This is a genomic window from Ktedonobacter sp. SOSP1-52 (assembly GCF_016587395.1).
Map to the genome: position 1 here is coordinate 20,001 of NZ_BNJH01000005.1, position 16,709 is coordinate 36,709.

The 16,709-nt window shown below is 51.5% G+C and carries 17 protein-coding genes and 1 rRNA gene (1 of these 18 only partly in view); 8 read left to right on the forward strand and 10 right to left on the reverse strand.

The genetic code is table 11. From position 1 onward, the window contains the following. From JMJ16_RS40835 to JMJ16_RS40845, 3 genes are all read right to left on the reverse strand, one after another. Positions 1 to 739 (reverse strand): 16S ribosomal RNA (locus JMJ16_RS40835) (it extends 743 nt beyond the left edge of the window). 84 nt (positions 740 to 823) lie between these two features. Beyond that, positions 824 to 1,081: a hypothetical protein gene (locus JMJ16_RS40840; protein ID WP_201390887.1), complete on the reverse strand. Its 258-nt coding sequence runs from the start codon at positions 1,079 to 1,081 to the stop codon at positions 824 to 826. Positions 1,082 to 1,550: 469 nt separating this feature from the next. Further along, a complete protein-coding gene (locus JMJ16_RS40845) occupies positions 1,551 to 2,558 on the reverse strand; it encodes an NADP-dependent oxidoreductase (protein ID WP_201390889.1) in 1,008 nt (335 codons plus the stop codon). Between the two features lie 284 nt (positions 2,559 to 2,842). On the opposite strand from JMJ16_RS40845, the gene JMJ16_RS40850 reads away from it, so the two are divergent. Beyond that, positions 2,843 to 3,688 carry a sugar phosphate isomerase/epimerase gene (locus JMJ16_RS40850; protein ID WP_201390891.1) on the forward strand — a complete coding sequence of 282 codons (846 nt, stop codon included), beginning with the start codon at positions 2,843 to 2,845 and terminating at the stop codon, positions 3,686 to 3,688. A gap of 97 nt (positions 3,689 to 3,785) precedes the next feature. On the opposite strand, the gene JMJ16_RS40855 is transcribed toward JMJ16_RS40850, so the two are convergent. Both JMJ16_RS40855 and JMJ16_RS40860 read right to left on the reverse strand, forming a co-directional pair. Further along, positions 3,786 to 4,610, reverse strand: coding sequence for an SDR family oxidoreductase (locus JMJ16_RS40855; protein WP_201390893.1), 825 nt, complete (start codon positions 4,608 to 4,610; stop codon positions 3,786 to 3,788). Between the two features lie 119 nt (positions 4,611 to 4,729). Continuing rightward, on the reverse strand, positions 4,730 to 5,527 hold the full coding sequence (locus JMJ16_RS40860; protein WP_201390895.1) for a GNAT family N-acetyltransferase: 798 nt from the start codon (positions 5,525 to 5,527) through the stop codon (positions 4,730 to 4,732). A 131-nt stretch (positions 5,528 to 5,658) separates the two neighbouring features. Here JMJ16_RS40860 and JMJ16_RS40865 point away from each other — a divergent pair, with 131 nt between their 5' ends. Then, complete coding sequence (locus JMJ16_RS40865; protein ID WP_201390897.1) at positions 5,659 to 6,627, forward strand: GNAT family N-acetyltransferase; 969 nt, start codon at positions 5,659 to 5,661, stop codon at positions 6,625 to 6,627. On the opposite strand, the gene JMJ16_RS40870 is transcribed toward JMJ16_RS40865, so the two are convergent. From JMJ16_RS40870 to JMJ16_RS40880, 3 genes are all read right to left on the reverse strand, one after another. Beyond that, a complete protein-coding gene (locus JMJ16_RS40870) occupies positions 6,624 to 7,868 on the reverse strand; it encodes an MFS transporter (protein ID WP_201390899.1) in 1,245 nt (414 codons plus the stop codon). The genes JMJ16_RS40865 and JMJ16_RS40870 overlap by 4 nt on opposite strands. A 75-nt stretch (positions 7,869 to 7,943) precedes the next feature. Further along, positions 7,944 to 8,786, reverse strand: a complete 843-nt coding sequence (locus tag JMJ16_RS40875; protein WP_201390901.1) for a helix-turn-helix domain-containing protein — start codon at positions 8,784 to 8,786, stop codon at positions 7,944 to 7,946. A 262-nt stretch (positions 8,787 to 9,048) separates the two neighbouring features. Next, positions 9,049 to 10,011: a class I SAM-dependent methyltransferase gene (locus JMJ16_RS40880; protein WP_201390903.1), complete on the reverse strand. Its 963-nt coding sequence runs from the start codon at positions 10,009 to 10,011 to the stop codon at positions 9,049 to 9,051. Positions 10,012 to 10,347: 336 nt separating this feature from the next. Here JMJ16_RS40880 and JMJ16_RS40885 point away from each other — a divergent pair, with 336 nt between their 5' ends. Together JMJ16_RS40885 and JMJ16_RS40890 are read left to right on the forward strand one after the other, a co-directional pair. Beyond that, positions 10,348 to 11,028 (forward strand): thiamine pyrophosphate-dependent enzyme, encoded by a 681-nt coding sequence (locus JMJ16_RS40885; protein ID WP_201390905.1) that lies wholly within the window; start codon positions 10,348 to 10,350, stop codon positions 11,026 to 11,028. A gap of 77 nt (positions 11,029 to 11,105) precedes the next feature. Next, a complete protein-coding gene (locus tag JMJ16_RS40890; protein ID WP_201390907.1) occupies positions 11,106 to 12,005 on the forward strand; it encodes a transketolase family protein in 900 nt (299 codons plus the stop codon). A 37-nt stretch (positions 12,006 to 12,042) separates the two neighbouring features. On the opposite strand, the gene JMJ16_RS40895 is transcribed toward JMJ16_RS40890, so the two are convergent. Next, positions 12,043 to 13,071 carry a phosphotransferase enzyme family protein gene (locus JMJ16_RS40895; RefSeq protein ID WP_201390909.1) on the reverse strand — a complete coding sequence of 343 codons (1,029 nt, stop codon included), beginning with the start codon at positions 13,069 to 13,071 and terminating at the stop codon, positions 12,043 to 12,045. A 228-nt stretch (positions 13,072 to 13,299) separates the two neighbouring features. On the opposite strand from JMJ16_RS40895, the gene JMJ16_RS40900 reads away from it, so the two are divergent. From JMJ16_RS40900 to JMJ16_RS40910, 3 genes are all read left to right on the forward strand, one after another. Next, positions 13,300 to 13,749, forward strand: a complete 450-nt coding sequence (locus JMJ16_RS40900; protein ID WP_201390911.1) for an N-acetyltransferase — start codon at positions 13,300 to 13,302, stop codon at positions 13,747 to 13,749. Positions 13,750 to 13,827: 78 nt separating this feature from the next. Continuing rightward, entirely contained in the window at positions 13,828 to 14,520 is a 693-nt protein-coding gene (locus JMJ16_RS40905; RefSeq protein WP_201390913.1) for an HAD family phosphatase, read from the forward strand. A 108-nt stretch (positions 14,521 to 14,628) separates the two neighbouring features. Then, a complete protein-coding gene (locus JMJ16_RS40910; RefSeq protein ID WP_201390915.1) occupies positions 14,629 to 15,066 on the forward strand; it encodes a hypothetical protein in 438 nt (145 codons plus the stop codon). A gap of 30 nt (positions 15,067 to 15,096) precedes the next feature. Here JMJ16_RS40910 and JMJ16_RS40915 read toward each other — a convergent pair whose 3' ends face one another. Next, the gene (locus JMJ16_RS40915) at positions 15,097 to 15,594 is read right to left on the reverse strand and encodes a YiiD C-terminal domain-containing protein (RefSeq protein WP_201390917.1); all 498 of its coding nucleotides are present in this window, start codon (positions 15,592 to 15,594) and stop codon (positions 15,097 to 15,099) included. Positions 15,595 to 16,095: 501 nt separating this feature from the next. Between JMJ16_RS40915 and JMJ16_RS40920 the strand changes: the two genes are divergently transcribed. Then, positions 16,096 to 16,593, forward strand: coding sequence for a hypothetical protein (locus JMJ16_RS40920; RefSeq protein ID WP_201375643.1), 498 nt, complete (start codon positions 16,096 to 16,098; stop codon positions 16,591 to 16,593). Positions 16,594 to 16,709 lie beyond the last annotated feature (116 nt).

Below are 16,709 nucleotides of genomic sequence, written 5' to 3' on the forward strand. Positions count from 1 at the left end.
TTCGCTCCCCTAGCTTTCGCACCTGAGCGTCAGATGCTTCCCAGGACACTGCCTTCGCCATTGGTGTTCCTCCGGATCTCTACGCATTTCACCACTCCACCCGGAATTCCGTGTCCCTCTGAAGCCCTCAAGTCTCGCCGTTTCCGAAGACCTTTCCCAGTTGAGCCGGGAACTGTCACTCCAGACGTACGAAACCGCCTGCGTGCGCTTTACGCCCAGTAACTCCGGACAACGCTCGCCCCCTACGTATTACCGCGGCTGCTGGCACGTAGTTAGCCGGGGCTTATTCCTGAGGTACCGTCCTTACTCGTCCCTCAGAAAAGCAGTTTACACTCCGAAAAGCGTCCTCCTGCACGCGGCGTTGCTCGTTCAGGGTTGCCCCCATTGACGAAAATTCCTCACTGCTGCCCCCCGTAGGAGTCTGGGCCGTTCTCAATCCCAGTGTGGCTGACCATCCTCTCAGACCAGCTACCGATCGTGGCCTTGGTGAGCTCTTACCTCACCAACAAGCTAATCGGCCACAGGCCCATCCCAAGGCGCCCTTGCGAGCTTTGTTTCTCTTGCGAGAAGCATATGCGGTATTGTCGGCGATTTCTCGCCGGTATTCCTCACCTCGGGGCAGGTACCCATGTGTTACTCACCCGTCCGCCACTCCCTCTCTTGCGAGAGAGCGTTCGACTTGCATGTGTTAGGCACGCCGCCAGCGTTTATCCTGAGCCAGGATCAAACTCGCCATTCAAGTGATGAATGTATCTCACAGACACCAGCAGGCATCTGCAATGATCTTTTGTAAGTTTGCGTCCAGGCTAGAAGCACGTTGTCGTTACTTCATTGCTTTGTTCGCAGAATTGACAGGAACGGTGTTCTTCGCGATTGAGAGATGCTCAATCAACGAAGTTCCGTTGTACTTCTGCATTCCACTCTTCAGTTGTTCAGGGTGCTCTGGTTCGTTCTTCTTTTTGTTGATGAACCGCAACCCGGCAGGCCCGTGGGCTTGCCTCGTGTGTGTCGCTCCGGCGCTCGCGATGTTCGTGCTCGCCGTTGACTGTGTCAGTATCGCATAGTCTTTGCGCTTTGTCAAGTACTTTTCTGACCTCTTTTTGCGACCGCTGAAAACTCGTTTTCAGTCGCGCAAAAGCTAGTCGATCATCCCCTCTACATGCTGTCAAAAACAGCACAAAACCACGTCCACTCTTCTTGAGAGAGAACGTGTCATGCAGCGGGAGGAAAAGCACCCGTGGCGAGCCACCTTAGCGTGGCACCTGAGCATCTGTTCACTGCACTTCAAAAGTGAGGCGCAGACGCCGGGTAAATCGGACAGGAGCACCGATCAAACCAGTGATTGTCGCTGTTTACCATATGTTGGAGCGAAGTGCATTATCCCACAGCCACCCGGCACTGTCAAGCTGTACAAATAGACCCACCCATATGGGTAATGTCCCCAGCCCAGTAGCCGCGTACGCAAGTAGCAGGCTACTAGGCTGGGGGGCGTAAGTCCATGCAAGCATGGACCCTACGATTAGTTATGGAGTTAGCGTTTAGTTGTGGGGTTAGCGATCAGCGATTTTTACGAGCTGCTTGCCGAAGTTTTCGCCTTTGAGCATACCAATAAAGGCTTTGGGAGCATTCTCCAGGCCTTCGGCGACGCTTTCGCGATACTTGAGTTTGCCCGAGGTATAGAGTTGCGTTAGCTCCTGCTGCGCCTGCGGCCATAAGTTCATATGTTCTCCAACAATAAAGCCCTGAAGCTTGACACGGCTGGCGAGGAAGGCTCCGAAGTTGCGCAACTGATACGGCTCAGTCACGTTATATTGCGATACAAAACCGCAGAGCGGGATGCGCGCGTGCGCGTTGAGTTGCGTCAACACTGTATCGAGAATTTCGCCGCCGACGTTCTCAAAGTCGATGTCGATGCCATTGGGAGCAGCTTGCTTGAGATCCTGGTCCAGGTTTCCGGCTTTATAATCGACGCAGGCATCAAAGCCAAGCTCATTGACAACATAATCACATTTGGCCTTGCCACCCGCGATACCCACAGCACGGCAACCCTTCGCTTTGGCGAGCTGGCCAACGACGCTACCAACCGCGCCCGAGGCAGCTGAAACGACGACCGTCTCGCCAGGTTTGGGTTCGCCAATCATGTTCAGGCCAACCCAGGCGGTGATGCCAGGCATGCCCAACACACCCAGGAAGGAGGAGAGGGGGATTTTGCCCGCAGGTACCTTCAGCAGGCCCTTCCCGTTTGAGAGACCGTATTGCTGCCAACCAAAATAGCCAAGTACAACATCACCCGGCTTAAATTGCTCATTCTTAGACTCAACGACCACGCCGACTGTACCACCAACCATCACATCACCAATCTCCATGGGGGCGGCATAGGATTTGCCAGCACTCATACGACCACGCATGTAGGGGTCAAGCGAGAGATAAATATTTTTGACCAGGACCTGGCCTTCTTTGGGCTGGGGAATCTCGCTCTCAACAATTTTAAAGTCGCTCTCCTGTACCCACCCTTTGGGCCGGCTCGCGAATAAAATCTGCATATTTTTATTACTCATGATGAAATCTCCTTTTTGGATTAATAGGCAAGCGCTGTGAGCGCAAGCAAACAAGCGTCATAATAAGTCTACACACGCCATAGTAGCCCAAGCCCACTATCTTCTTACACGAAAGCCAACATCACTACCGTGACTAGCGCTACCGCGCTCAGGTCTTCGATAGGCAATACATAGAAACGAGTTAATGCACCGTTTATTCCCCTGGCTTGAAACACAAGCAGCCTTAGATGCGCGTATAATGAAGTAGCAAAATATCGACGACGCTGAAGAAAGAGGTGTGTAATATGAAGATTGCCTTTAGTACGCTCTCCTGTCCCAACTGGAGCCTGGAGCAGATTATCGCGACTGCTCAGCAGCTTGGTTATCATGGCCTGGAGTTGCGCGTGCTGGACAATACTGTGTTAGAACTTGAGCGTGACCGTGTAAAAATTGGTGAAACGGTCAAGCAGATACGTGATACTGGGCTGGAAGTATGTGCTATCGACACATCGTGTACGCTCAATCAACCTACTGAGGAGGAGAGACAAGCCCAGGTCGAGGGAATGCGCGCCTGGATCGGACTGGCAGGAGAGCTACATATACCCTTGCTCCGCGTCTTTGGTGGGCAAAACAAGGCTGGCAGCGCAGCCGAACCCTCTGAAGAAGAGGTAAATATCTTGATTGCTGAAGAGCTAAAGGCTGTAGCTGCGGAGGCCGAACAGGCAGGCGTTACGATAGCATTGGAGACGCATGACGCCTTTTCATCAGCCTATCGCGTCGCCAGAGTTCTTAACAAAGTGCCATCACCCAATATCGCGGCCCTCTGGGATAGCATGCATACCTACCGCTTCGGTGAGACATCGGAAGAGGTGATTCACGAGTTGGGCTCACGGATCGCCCATTACCATGTCAAGGATGCGGTACGCACAACAGACAATGGCTGGGAATTGAGGCTGTTGGGCGATGGCGAGGTGCCCGTGGCTGATCAACTGACACAACTCAAGCTTCTGGGCTATGATGGTTGGATCTCGGTAGAGTGGGAGAAGATGTGGCATCCTGAGATCCCCGAGCCAGAGGTCGCACTCCCCGAACACATCTCCTGGCTATCCACATTCCTGCCCACACTTGAGAGCATCCGCCTAGAACAGTAGCACATCTGTAGCACCAACACCCACCAATCCCTATGGTACGCGCTCCCTCTGACCAGTCAGAGGGAGCGCGTACCATAGGGATTGATATGTTTTTAGATTAGACACCGCTGAAGGCTGCGAAGCCACCATCAATGGGAACTACAATGCCAGTGATGAAAGCAGCAGCAGGGCTGACGAGCCAGAGTAGCGTACCTACGAGATCTTCGGGTTGACCGTAGCGTCCCGCGGGGGTATGCGAGAGGATGGCTTGGCCACGCGCGGTAGGCGCACCCTGCTTATCTGTCAGCAGAAAACGATTCTGCTCAGTAAGAAAGAAACCGGGAGCGATAGCATTCACACGGATACGTGCATCGTACTCCTGGGCCATATGCACAGCCAGCCACTGCGTAAAGTTATTGATTGCTGCCTTGGCCGCGCCGTAGGAAACGATGCGTGTCAGGGGGCGTAGCGAGGCCATAGAAGATATATTGATTATGCTTCCGTGGCCCTGGCTGGCCATAAGGCGCCCAAAGACCTGGCATGGAAGCAGGGTCCCCTGAAAGTTGAGGCCGAAAACGGTATTGACAGCCTGCTCATCCAGTTCAAAAAAGGACCGCTCGGGTGAGACGGTCGCAGCTGGCTGGTTGCCTCCCGCACCATTGACAAGGATATCGATGCCGCCAAAGTGCGGCTGTATCTGTTCGAGAGCGCGTTCCAGGTCTGATTTGCTGGTCACATCACAGGCAAGAGCAAGGGCCTCACCGCCATTGGCCTGGATAGTACGCACAACATTCTCACAGGCCCCCAAGCGCCGACCTATGACGACGACGCGTGCGCCTGCTCCTGCTAGCCCCTGGGCCAGCGCACTTCCTAGCACACCACTACCACCCGTGACAATAGCGGTCTGTCCATTGAGCGCAAATAATGAAGAGAGATTTTGCATAAGATAACCTCTTAGCTCTTATTCCGAAACCCTACCCCCATTCAGGGGCAGGCGTCACTCTCGTGACGAGCGCTTCCCCCATTCGGGGACAAGTGCGCTCAGGGTTTCGGATAGGTAGTTTACTGATAGACTTTGAAGAGACAGGTCGTGCGAAAACCAAGACGCTGGTAGATACGCTGGCCCTCGCCCGAGGCCTGTAAGACACCGATAGTATAGCCCACAGCTCGCGCGTCCTGGAGCGCGGCCAGTGTGAGCGCTGTACCAATACCACGTTTACGCGCGTGAGGAGCGGTGGCTACGGAGTAGATGCCCGCGACCCCGGCATTCAGGAAGACGGCACTCGTCGCCACTGGCTCGCCGCGCCAGTAACCAAGAAAGAGGCGCAGGGGACCATCCTGGCTTAAGGCTACCGCTTCAACACGCTTGTAGAAGAGGTGGACATTGGTATCGGGTGATTCAAAGATCCGTGAGACGGCCTGGGCAAACTGTTCTAATTGCTGGGATGAACTCACACGTTGGATAGAGAGGTCCTCTGGAACCGCCACAACGCGTGGCAGAGCACGCAGGTCGGCTACCATCCCCTCATCCACCTCCACAGAATCCAGTCCAGCCTGTTCCAGGTAAGCGCCCAGGTTTCCTGGCTGGCTGGCTGGTCCAACCCACCAGGCAACAGGCAAGCCGCGTGCGGTGAAGTAGGAGATAGCTTCCTGCGTACGCGCCTGAACCTGATTGGCATCTAATTGAGCGCGACAGATATAGTTAAAGGTATCCGAGGCCACGCCAGAGTCCACGAGCAGGAGATCGCCTTCATCCACTAGTCGCATGCCAGGGGTACGCGCAGCAAAGTAGGTCAGATATCCAACCGAGTTGGCTTCCATAGCGGCATTAAGCTCTTGCGCTGATAACTCTTCCAACATTCAGAAGCCTTTCCAAGCAAGAATGTGCATATTCTAGCGTTTACACTATTAGAGATCACTCAGGTTCAGAGTACAATAGAAAAGAGGTGGGATAGTTGTTGCTTCCTTTGTAGCAGAAGAAAGGCCATTTTATGGACATTCGATTACGCACCCTCAATCCAGACCAGGACTATCCTCGCCTTGCTGACCTGCTGAGTACAACGGAGTTTGAGCCAGTCAGTCCAGACATGCTCCTCGCACGCCAGCAAAGTGCTCCCCCCGCTCAAGTTCAACATACCACACTTGCGATCAGTACACAAAATAGCGTACTGGGATTTTCGCAAATTCTGCATAATCCATGGGTGCATAGAGGTCAATTCTGGATCTCTATTGTCGTCGATCCTGCATGGCGACGGCGCGGGATCGGTAGCGCCTTGTATGACCATGCGCTCGCATTTCTGGACACACAAGAGGCCAATCTACTTATCACCCAGGTGCGCGATAACTCCGCTCCCGGCCTGGAGTTCGCGCTCCACCGTGGCTTTACCCTGACCAGCTATACCCTGGAATCCTGGCTCTATCTCTCTGACTTCGACGATGCGCGCTTCCATGATTTCCCCGAGCGCCTGCAAGCCTCTGGCATCCAATTCTTTACCCTGGCTGATATAGAGGCGACAAATGAGCACCAAAGATGGCTATACGACTTACATCGGCGTATTTACGAGACTGGCTCAAACTCGGCTCACAAGAAACGCGTCTCTATCTCCTCATTTCATGACTTTCAGCGTATGCTCTTTCTCGCGCCCTGGTTTCGCCCGGAGGGCCAGTTCATCGCCGCTGATGGCGAACGATGGGTGGGCACGGCTACTGTGGGCCATTACATAAACTGTAACTCGATGCACAATACATTTACAGGCGTTGAGCGAGCCTACCGAGGCCGAGGCATCGCGCTCGCGCTCAAGCTCCTTGCCATCCGCTACGCCCGTCGGCGCCGCGCCGACTATATCCTCACACGCAACGATGCCGAGAATGCCGCCATGCTGTCTATCAACCGCAAACTGGGCTACCAGATCAAGGGTGGGTACTTTAGCCTGGCCTGCCGCATTGAATTTGCGCATTAATAGCGCCTAAGGGGCGTCAAAAGAGCACTCAGGCTTATAAGCAGGCAGAGGCTCCCCAGAATGACTCCAGCTAGTGGCACTCCAACACACTCAGAGATCCAGGTTGTTGAGATAGCACCTAAAGGAGCCAGGGCATAGTGAATAGTCCAGAAAGCAGAGGTCACACGCCCCAGGAGGGGTCCAGGCGTAATCTCCTGGCGCAAAGAGACAGAACAAATACTAGCCAGGGTACTGGTAAACATAAAACATATCCCAATAAGTACAAGCCAGGAAAGGTTAATTGCCAGTCCCATCAAGAGAAGAGAGAGACTATTCAAGATATTGCCACCAATCCAGCAGGTGGCAAAACCCAGGCGCTTGCGTAGAAATGGCATTGTCAAACCCGCGAGGATAGCACCAATGGTCGCCAGGGCAAAGACGAGACCTACAGTTGTATCATTCTGCCCCAGATCATGTTTTATATGAAAAATAAAGATATCTGTGACCGCCGCCATCAGAGTTGAGAGAAGCGTCAACAAGATAGTAATCGAACGCAGGGCTGGTTGTTGCCAGAGAAAGCGCCACCCCGCCAGGAAACGTAACCAGAGGGAAGGCTCAATCTCTTCTTGCTGAATAGGCCTGGCCGCTCGTAACCGTACGAAAAAGAGGGAGAGAGCCGAGAGACCAAAGGTCAATGCATCGATTACGATAGCACCTGGAGCACCAAACTTACTCACGACAAGGCCCGCCAGGAAGGTACCAACAATGGACATAAAGGCATAACTAGCCTCTAGACGACCATTGGCCTCTGCGATATAGGCAGAGCCAACCAGCCTGGGGACAAGGGCCATATATCCAACTCGGAAAAGCATTCCCAGACAAGAAACCAGTGCTGTAACGAGATAGAGTATCACCAGACGCGGCCCCACCAGCCACCAGGTAAAAGGGATAAGCAGATAGCAGAGCATGCGTAATATATCACAAGCCAGGAGTAATCTGCGTTGCTCAGAACGATCGACAATCACGCCCGCGAAAATACCTGTCAGCACAACACCTGCACTGAAAATGGCCGTTACCAGCCCCATTTGCGCTACTGAACCGGTCGCCTCCAGCACGAGAAGCGGAAGCGCGATACTGGCAAAGGCATCACCAAAAGTGGAGCATATCTGTCCAAACCAGAAAATGTTAAAGGCTGAATTACGCCATAGACTCTCGCGCTTTTCGGGGCTAAGCTCGCCTGATTGAGTGGAATCTTCCGCCATCGTTTTTACATCCCTGCCTTGTGTGAGTGATACAATTTTTCTGTAGGGTCAGAGCAAGCTCTGACCCTACATGATTTAGGATTCGAAAGGGACGCCACAGTTGAAGCAGTAGTGGAAGTAGGTGGGGCAACGAGCGCTGCAAACGGAGCAGGTCAGGGCCTCCTCCTGCTCACTGAGAAGCGAATTGGCTTCTTCGGGAATAGGAGGAATATTTTCGGCGGTCACGCCCTCCTGGTCGAGTATGCGTAACACCGCTTCACGCACGCTATCTAGCCGCTCAGTACGCAAGACATCTCGGAGCACGTGGGCAGCGATACCTTCACCTTCACGAATAAGGCCTAAGAGGATATGCTCAGTGCCAACAAAGGGATGTCCAAGACGCTTGGCCTCATCGACCGCGTATTCGATAACTTTTCTTGAACGTGGTGTCAAAGTTCCTTCGCCAGCGGATGGTTTATCCCCCTTGCCAATAATAGAGGTGATTCGCTCGTGTACCTGCTCCAGACTTACGCCTTGTTCATGTAATACACGCCCTGCGATACCTCCATCTTCTTTTATCAAACCAAGCAATAGATGTTCAGTGCCAATATAGTTATGATTGAGACCGACCGCCTCCTTTTGGGCCAGGGCTAAAACATTACGAGCGCGCCTGGTGAAGCGCTCAAAGCGATCATGTCCGCCTGTCGGCTTACCCATTAATCTACGCATAAAGCCTTGAAAACCATTAGGCTCGGAGCGCTCACCTTTGGCTGGGAGGCGCTGGCGCTGCAAGTATTGCTCCAGTTCGGTCTCGGTAAAGCGAAACTCATTGCCTACGCGGTAGGCCGTGATCTCCTGGCGATTGACTAGGCGGCGAATGGTAACGACATCGACCTTGAGAATGGCGGCTAGCTCATCTGAAGTGAGTAAAGGATCCATAACAAACCTCGCTTTTTGCTAACTCCCTATCACTATGAATTACTTTACATTACTATAAAGTAATTACCATTACTTCTGAATACTTGTCAAGGCTTTAAGTGATACAAAATAAAAATATCGGAGAGTTTGACTTTCAGAAGAACTTTTCGCGTTTGTGACGCTTAAAAAGAGGGTGTGTAGAGGTAATGTGTGAGCCATAGCCCACACATTACCTCTACACACCCTCTTTGGTATGTCTTCTTGTAAATTCGTCTTTATTTCACTAAATTTCGGCTATCGCTTCGACGAGGGGCTGTGATTCCTTATGCTTGATTGCTTCTTCCGCAACCTGGAAGGCAGCCTCTTCGAGTTTGAAGGGTTTTATGCCCCAGGCGGTCAACATATACCAGAGGGCACGAAAGTTCTCTGAAAGCATCTCCTGTTGCATGCGCTCATAAAGAACCTGGAACTCTTCATCCGTCGTCAGATTACACTTTTTAAATAGGGGCAATAAACTCATAAAGCCGCTACGCCAGTTCTCATACTGGCTCTGGTTAAATGTGGTGCCATATGAGAAGTCAAAGGCGTGTGGACGATGTTGAATTTGCTCACATCCTGCATCATGCAAAAACTTGCCCAGCAGAGGTGTAATGCCAAAGGAGCGGCCATGCGGCGAGAAACCATAGCCCAGTTGATGAAGCGCCATGGCTGCGAAGCACATCAACTCTTCCAGGGCCAGGCTATTAGACGTTCCCATATCATCTGGCTCGGTCAGGCGAATAATGCCACCAGGCCGTACAATACGATAGAGCTCTTCCATAACCTGCGGCCATACATCACGCATAATCACGCCAACCATAAAGCGCGCATTGACCAGGTCAAACGAGTTATCGGGAAAGGGTAGCTGCTTTAGCACGTTACCTTCCATAAAAATAGCGTTCTCTCTGCCCTCAGTCTGTGCCTGAGTGTGAGCGTACTTGATCATACGTTTACTGACATCCAGTCCAACTACTTCAACCTCAGGATATTCGTATGCCACATTCAAGACCCAGTTTCCTGGTCCACAGCCAATATCGATAATACGCTCGTAGCCTTTAGGGAGCTGATTATCGAGTTCAGGAAATAGTCCCCCCATTCCCTGAGTAACAAGTCGATCCTGGTTCATCAGGCGAAGCATCTCCGCTGTATCCTCAGGATCGAGCGCATACGTATCCTCGCGTTCTCTCTGGTGAGAATCTCTGCTCATTTCGGAAACTCCTTTTTCGTCGCTTTCCGCCCTATAGCGACGCTCCCTTGCCCATAAACACGCATGTATGGCTGCTTTCCGCCTATAGCATCCATACATCTTACAATGAGGTGTATAGAAATGTTTAAAGCACTCCTATTTACCATACTGTTCTTAGTATACATTTACACGCATTTAAACACAAATATCCTAACAATAGGGTACTTTGTTTCCTATCTGTTACGGAGCAAACGCTTAAACTGTCCGATGGGACAGGAATAATCTGCCCTTCAGACCATAGATGCAACCGGTCTATGTGCGCTACACTTCAAGCACATGAAAGCGAGGATAAATGCTATGGATACGACAACGTCAACCACATTGGATGAGGTAAAGCAACTCATGCGTATGGCCGTGGGTGATGAGAAACACGATGTCAGCGCCCACTCTACACTCAATATACTCTGGGTGTTATATGACCGTGTTTTACGTTATGTCCCTGACAATCCAGAGGCAAAGGAACGCGATCGCTTCTTACTCAGCAAGGGGCATGGACCACTAGCTCTATACGCCATTCTAGCTGCGAAGGGCTTCTTCTCTACCACGGAACTGGAACGCTTTGGGACGTGGGAGGGGATTTTAGGGGGACATCCTGACCGCCAGCAAGTACCGGGGGTAGAGATCTCTACTGGCTCATTGGGGCATGGGTTACCTATGGCGGTAGGAGTGGCCCTGGCGCTACGCGCGAAGAAAGGTGAGCAACGCGTTTTCGTACTCATCGGCGATGGAGAGTGTAATGAAGGCAGTATATGGGAAGCGGTAATGCTGGCTGGGCAGCTTAACCTGGCAAATCTGACCTGCATCCTGGTAAACAACCACTCCAGCCTCTACAACTTTAGCGACCTGGAAACAAAATTTAGCGCCTTCCACTGGCAAACTACCAATGTTGATGGGCGTAATCACGAGCAACTTTACCAGGCATTAAGCATGACCGCTACCACGCAACCGCATGTAATCATTGCTGATATCGCCCGGTGAGCGAATGCAGCAAATACAAATACGTACTATCTGAGAAGCAGAAGAAACAAGCGCTAGAGCGAAATGGATAAAGAAGAATGGCAACAACACAGAAATTAAGTATGCGCGACCAGATGGTCGCCACAATAGCCGAATTATTCGAGCGAGACGAGCGTACGGCCCTGATCCTGGCTGCGGTAAGCGCCACGCAATTCGCACCTATCTTGCAGCGCTATCCCCAACGCGCACTAAACCTTGGCATTATGGAGCAGAGCATGATCGGCGTTGCCGCGGGCTTTGCCCTGGAAGGCTTTATTCCCTTCGCACACACGATTACCCCCTTCCTGGTTGAAAGACCACTTGAACAGCTTAAAGATGACTTCTGTTACCAGGGACTGGGTGGTAACTTTCTCAGCATTGGTGCCTCCTACGACTATAGCACTGATGGTTCGACACATCATGGGCCTGCAGATGTTCCCCTGCTCATGCAACTTCCAGGCATGCAGATCGTGGTTCCTGGCACGGCTCACGAATTAGATCAATTATTGCAAGCAGCGTATGCTAATGGTTCGCCCACATACTATCGCACATCAGTCGCTGAGCACAACGAACATCTGGATATCGAGTTTGGAAAGCTCAAGGTTATCAAACAGGGAAGTCAGGCAACGGTGATCGCGGTTGGCCCTTCGCTGGAGTACGTGCTTTCAGCGGTCGAGGGATTGGATGTAACGCTGCTCTACTGTACAACGGTCGCTCCTTTCGATAAAGAGACCCTGCGCGCTCACGCTGGCAAGGGAGAGATAGTCGTGGTCGAGCCATACTATGAGGGAGCGCTTGTACCAGATATTAGCGCGGCGCTAGAAGACATACCTACACGCATTAAGGCTATTGGTGTTCCACGCCAGTTCTTACATCGCTACGGCACATTAGAGCAATACAGCGCAGCACTCAAACTTACACCTGAGGAAATACGTCGGCGCATCGAGCAGTTTCTATAAGGCGTAATGTGGCTGCATGCCAACGGCGCACTTAGAGTTAAAGATGCAGGTATGCACGCAGCTGCTCAGCGGCCTGTTTGATCTCGCGCACAAACGCGGAGCGGGCTGGGACGCCTCGCGGCCACATCGCACGTAAGAGCGGCTCAAGCATATGGATAGCGGTAAAGAGGCGTAGGCGTTCTTCGTAATGATCAGGGAGGACACGAATCTGGGCATAGCCATTAAAGAAGGCATCGCGCAGGGCCGCCTCATTTTCGCGACCTTGCAGGCAGAGGAGTGCAATCGCCATATCATAGAGATAATAGCCGAACTGACATTTCTCGAAGTCAATGGCGCGTACCTCGTCTTTATAGAAGAGGTAATTAGTGGGCTGAAAATCGCTGTGAATCAATCCATAGGCTGTCTTATTTGTTGTCAATTGATTAAGCATGTCCTCTGTCTGCTCAAAGAGAACGGCAAAGGTCGCGGCATCGCGTCCCGAGAGTTTGGCCTTGCCACCAACCTCGGTCAGCTCAGGCTTGACTAACGCCTGCCAGTCCCAGCGTGGTCGCTCAAAGTCAGCAGGCAGCATATAGTTCTCCGCATGCTGGTGCAGGCGCGCCAGAAACATACCCGCGCGCTCAAGTCGACCAGGGCTGAGCAAGGTTTCGGCGAAGCGCCCCTCTACCCAGCGAAAGAGGACACAGCGTGGCGTCTCAGGAATATCGGCAACACATACCTGGATCAGTAGCGAGCCATCGCGCATGAAGACTGGCTCTGGCACGAGTAGCTCAGTATCGCGTCGCAAGGCAAGCAGCCAGCGTAGCTCTGAGAGAATCGCCTCTGTGCTCACCTCCTCGTGGCCATAGAAGCGGAGGATATACCGCCCCTTCTCCAGATGCATGCTCAAGCTATCTTCATTAAAGACGCGCCTTTGGGCAACAACCTGAAAGAGGATATCCACACCAGCATTGATCAAACTTAAACGCGCATTTCCGATATCATAGTAGGCAAGCGCCGCCTCAGCCAGCTCGCGCAAGCGCCGCACGCGCCCATTATAAGTTAATTCGTTTATCGCAGTCTCCATCCACCTTGACCCATACAAACTAGCCAACACAGTTTCAACCTCAAATATATTACCATACTTCGTTGCCGTTACAAGCGCTTTGAGCCAATTCTACTACCTTCATCTTATAGAATAAAATAGATCTTGACCCTTTTTACAGATGGGGATGCAAAGATATATGATACGATGAAGCATATATATCCTGGCGATATTCGTTTGAAACATACTTAGCAGAAGCAGGTTTTTCGCATGCTAGCTGTGACTTTTCAACTGGTTACCCTCGATACTCTAGATATCCTGACAGGGTTTATGCACCAGTTCTATACTCATTTTAACTACTCTCTAGATGAGAGCAAGCTCGCCGCTGTTGAGCAGCTTCTTCAGAAGCCTGACTATGGGCGCATCTGGCTTATCTACTATGATCAGCAGCCCGCAGGCTATATAATTCTGACGTTTGGCTATAGCATCGAAATGCATGGGCGTGACGCTTTGATTGACGAACTATTTATTGGTGGGCAGTATCGAGGCAAGAAAATTGGCGAGCAAACGATCAAGTTTATAGAGGAGACCTGTAAGCAAATGGACATGCATGCTCTTCATCTTGAGGTGGAACATGAGAACATTGGGGCACATCGCCTCTATCGCAGACTGGGCTTTGAAGAGCATGAGCGGCACTTTATGACCCGGTGGCTGGAGTAAACCTGGTCTGCTCGCTCCCCGTGTTATATGATGGATGAGGGAATCAGATAAAGTCAAATATATATTAGGAAGAGACATATGCTAAAAGCAATTATTTTTGATTTTGATGGTCTTGTTATTGATACTGAGATGCCAGATTTCACTTCCTGGCAAGAGATTTATCAGGAGCATAACGTCACCTTTGCACTTACGGACTGGCTGCCCCTGGTTGGTACCGGACCCAGCACCAGCCCCTTCAATCCCTATGATTACCTGGAAGAGAAGAGCGGCAAGAGCTTTGATCGCGAGATCCTGCGTATGCAACGCATGAAGCGGCATCATGAGCTAATTGCCAACCAACCTGTGCTTCCGGGGGTCGAGGCACTTATACGCCAGGCAAAAGAGCGAGGTCTCCTGCTCGCTGTCGCTTCAAGCTCCACACGCGCCTGGGTCACAGGCCATCTCAAAGAGCGGAATCTCCTGCACTACTTTGATGCCATCGCCTGTGGTGACGAGGTGAAGCATGCCAAGCCCCAGCCCGATGTCTACCAATCAGCGCTGACCCAATTGGGAGTACAACCACATGAGGCAATCGCCCTTGAAGACTCGCTCAATGGCATGCGCGCCGCGCGTGCCGCAGGCATCTTCTGCGTGGTCATCCCCAATGAGCTCACCAAGCATTTCGACTTTGCCGGGGCTAGCTTGCAACTCAACTCGCTGACGGAGCTTTCGCTTGAGCATATTCATACGCTCATAGCCAACGTCGAGGCCAGGACTTCAGAGAGCCACTAGCAGCATAGCATTCATAATAATGCTGTATTAGCATGTGCAGCTTCTTACGACGCTTATAATGGATAGAAATATAGGTTTTGTGGATGGTGGCTGGAAGGGTTCGGACATATGCATATCCCTGGCGACGTAAAGCTATTTCTAGTGCTGCTGACAATTGCTTGCATCTTGCTCTTTGTGGTTACGCCCCTTGGTATCAGTTACTGGTGTCTCGCACGTACTCCGCGAGACGCCAGGCCATCATTGAGAGAGGCTGTCGCCATCCTCGCTGGCATGCTCATGGGAGATATCGCGGCCTTGGTATATGATCATAATCAGGCAAATGTCTTCTTCGGCGCTCATCCTAAGCTTGTCCTGGTTCTGCTCCTGCTTATCAATCTCCCTGGCCTGCTTTTCCTCTTCGACTACTGCGCAAGCTATTATCTCCTAACCAGGCAAACAGTGTGGACCCGGGAACGTCTCGCATGGCTCAAGAAAGCCTCCCCCTTGCTACGTATGCCACCACTTTTAAAAACTCCACCGCCTGTAACCGACAAATTTAAACTATAGGAAATCAGTGTAGAACAGGCGAAGGGGCCATTAGAAGATCAGGTTACTATTGTAGGGCGAGTTGGAGTTATGCTGCTCACCATCGTTGTGTACCACATAGCGACCGGTGAAGGAGACAACGGTGGTTGTGCCTTCCACAATATCAACCTTGAGTTCCAGGCGTCCTCGGCCTCGCCTGCGAAGCATACGCGCGAACTGTTCAATACTCTGCTGCTGTGGGCGAGCACATATGGTTACGAAATCCTGCGTCACAGGTGCGAGATAGCGACAACTACTATCTTGAATGACAATCTCTCCAACTAGCTCCAGCTCTTGCATAAGCAGCCAGGTCATGCCCCAACCAGTTAGAGTGAGAAGGGCGTTTAAACTACCGGCGAATACGGTGCCTGCGTGATTGACATTAGCGGTCAGGGGCGCGGTAAAGCAGAGGCGTTGGCCATCATAGCTGTCGACCTTCAGGCCTAGCTGCCTGGTAATAGGGATGTGGGTCCAGAGCATGTCCTGCAATTGGGCTAAACGTTCTTGCATCTTTTCCAACCTTCTCCATAACAAGGTGTTATTGTTCAGTTATAGCAGAAATAGATGTATTTGCAAAGCTCATATGGCAGTATAACAGATTCTCGTAAAGGTCTGCGAGCCTTCGCGCCTACGGTACTCACAAGGAGAAAGGTATGTGGTATGGAGCTATCACAGGCAGTTCCCCACCGCATCTTATACAACATTTTTAACATGTGTTAATCAGAAAATAGACTAAAGCGAAAAAGCCTTGATTTATAACGTTCAATTAGGTAATGTGTAGTTGAATACACTACTTTGATAGTTTTATGGAGAGCGTCTTATGAGCTTCAAGGACGTCCAATTTTTGGATGTCTGCCAGCGGAAAGGAGGGTGGAATATAGAACCAGGAGAGATTGAACAATTGCTATATTGATGACGGGCTGTTATCGATAGCACAAGGGAGCAGAAGATGCATCCTTCGCCGCTTTACATGTGATTGTAAGCACTACCACCCAGACAAGGAGCACCAGTATGCAAAAAGTGTCCCTGCGCAAGGTTAAAACGCCGATGAGCTATATACAGGACATCGACGAGGAGGTAATGCACTTCTCCTTACAGGGGCTTCTGCCGCCTGGCCATACGCTTGCGTTGAACACGACACTTGGCACGCTTTCCCATCTCGTCTGTGAACAGGATCGCCCACATATGCTGATGGAACAGCAATTTACCACCAGCGAGATCTGCGTCCTGCTACCCCTGTTGGAATCTTACCCGTATTATTGTCCCTACGAAGTGCTACTCGCCAGTTTCGCCAGTGGCCGTGTCACTGAAACGACCATTGCTCGGTGTCGCGAACGCCTGCAAGAGGCTCAAGAGGCAGGTGTGTGGGACCAGGAGATGCGTCCCGTGCGCAATGTGCTCTCGCGCACGCGTATCAAAACACGCTCCTTCGGCATCGAGATTTCATCCATTTTAGAAACTGGCTATATACTCATGTATATGCCAAATCGGAGACGCGCAGAAATTTAATTGTATGCTGTTCGACTAGGAACGTACATTGTAGTACAAAGTCTATACAGGCTACTTCCATTTCTAGCTTTCTACGCGCGGTGCATATACCTGCCGGTACCCCGGGCTGGCAGGTA

What these genes read in the sequence shown, in the direction of transcription:
- JMJ16_RS40880 (WP_201390903.1), bottom strand. Translation starts at nt 10,011, where the DNA reads ATGAGCAGAGATTCTCACCAGAGAGAACGCGAGGATACGTATGCGCTC.
- JMJ16_RS40850 (WP_201390891.1), top strand. Translation starts at nt 2,843, where the DNA reads ATGAAGATTGCCTTTAGTACGCTCTCCTGTCCCAACTGGAGCCTGGAG.
- JMJ16_RS40910 (WP_201390915.1), top strand. Translation starts at nt 14,629, where the DNA reads ATGCATATCCCTGGCGACGTAAAGCTATTTCTAGTGCTGCTGACAATT.
- JMJ16_RS40845 (WP_201390889.1), bottom strand. Translation starts at nt 2,558, where the DNA reads ATGAGTAATAAAAATATGCAGATTTTATTCGCGAGCCGGCCCAAAGGG.
- JMJ16_RS40900 (WP_201390911.1), top strand. Translation starts at nt 13,300, where the DNA reads ATGCTAGCTGTGACTTTTCAACTGGTTACCCTCGATACTCTAGATATC.
- JMJ16_RS40920 (WP_201375643.1), top strand. Translation starts at nt 16,096, where the DNA reads ATGCAAAAAGTGTCCCTGCGCAAGGTTAAAACGCCGATGAGCTATATA.
- JMJ16_RS40905 (WP_201390913.1), top strand. Translation starts at nt 13,828, where the DNA reads ATGCTAAAAGCAATTATTTTTGATTTTGATGGTCTTGTTATTGATACT.
- JMJ16_RS40865 (WP_201390897.1), top strand. Translation starts at nt 5,659, where the DNA reads ATGGACATTCGATTACGCACCCTCAATCCAGACCAGGACTATCCTCGC.
- JMJ16_RS40885 (WP_201390905.1), top strand. Translation starts at nt 10,348, where the DNA reads ATGGATACGACAACGTCAACCACATTGGATGAGGTAAAGCAACTCATG.
- JMJ16_RS40870 (WP_201390899.1), bottom strand. Translation starts at nt 7,868, where the DNA reads ATGGCGGAAGATTCCACTCAATCAGGCGAGCTTAGCCCCGAAAAGCGC.
- JMJ16_RS40890 (WP_201390907.1), top strand. Translation starts at nt 11,106, where the DNA reads ATGGCAACAACACAGAAATTAAGTATGCGCGACCAGATGGTCGCCACA.
- JMJ16_RS40860 (WP_201390895.1), bottom strand. Translation starts at nt 5,527, where the DNA reads ATGTTGGAAGAGTTATCAGCGCAAGAGCTTAATGCCGCTATGGAAGCC.
- JMJ16_RS40915 (WP_201390917.1), bottom strand. Translation starts at nt 15,594, where the DNA reads ATGCAAGAACGTTTAGCCCAATTGCAGGACATGCTCTGGACCCACATC.
- JMJ16_RS40855 (WP_201390893.1), bottom strand. Translation starts at nt 4,610, where the DNA reads ATGCAAAATCTCTCTTCATTATTTGCGCTCAATGGACAGACCGCTATT.
- JMJ16_RS40895 (WP_201390909.1), bottom strand. Translation starts at nt 13,071, where the DNA reads ATGGAGACTGCGATAAACGAATTAACTTATAATGGGCGCGTGCGGCGC.
- JMJ16_RS40875 (WP_201390901.1), bottom strand. Translation starts at nt 8,786, where the DNA reads ATGGATCCTTTACTCACTTCAGATGAGCTAGCCGCCATTCTCAAGGTC.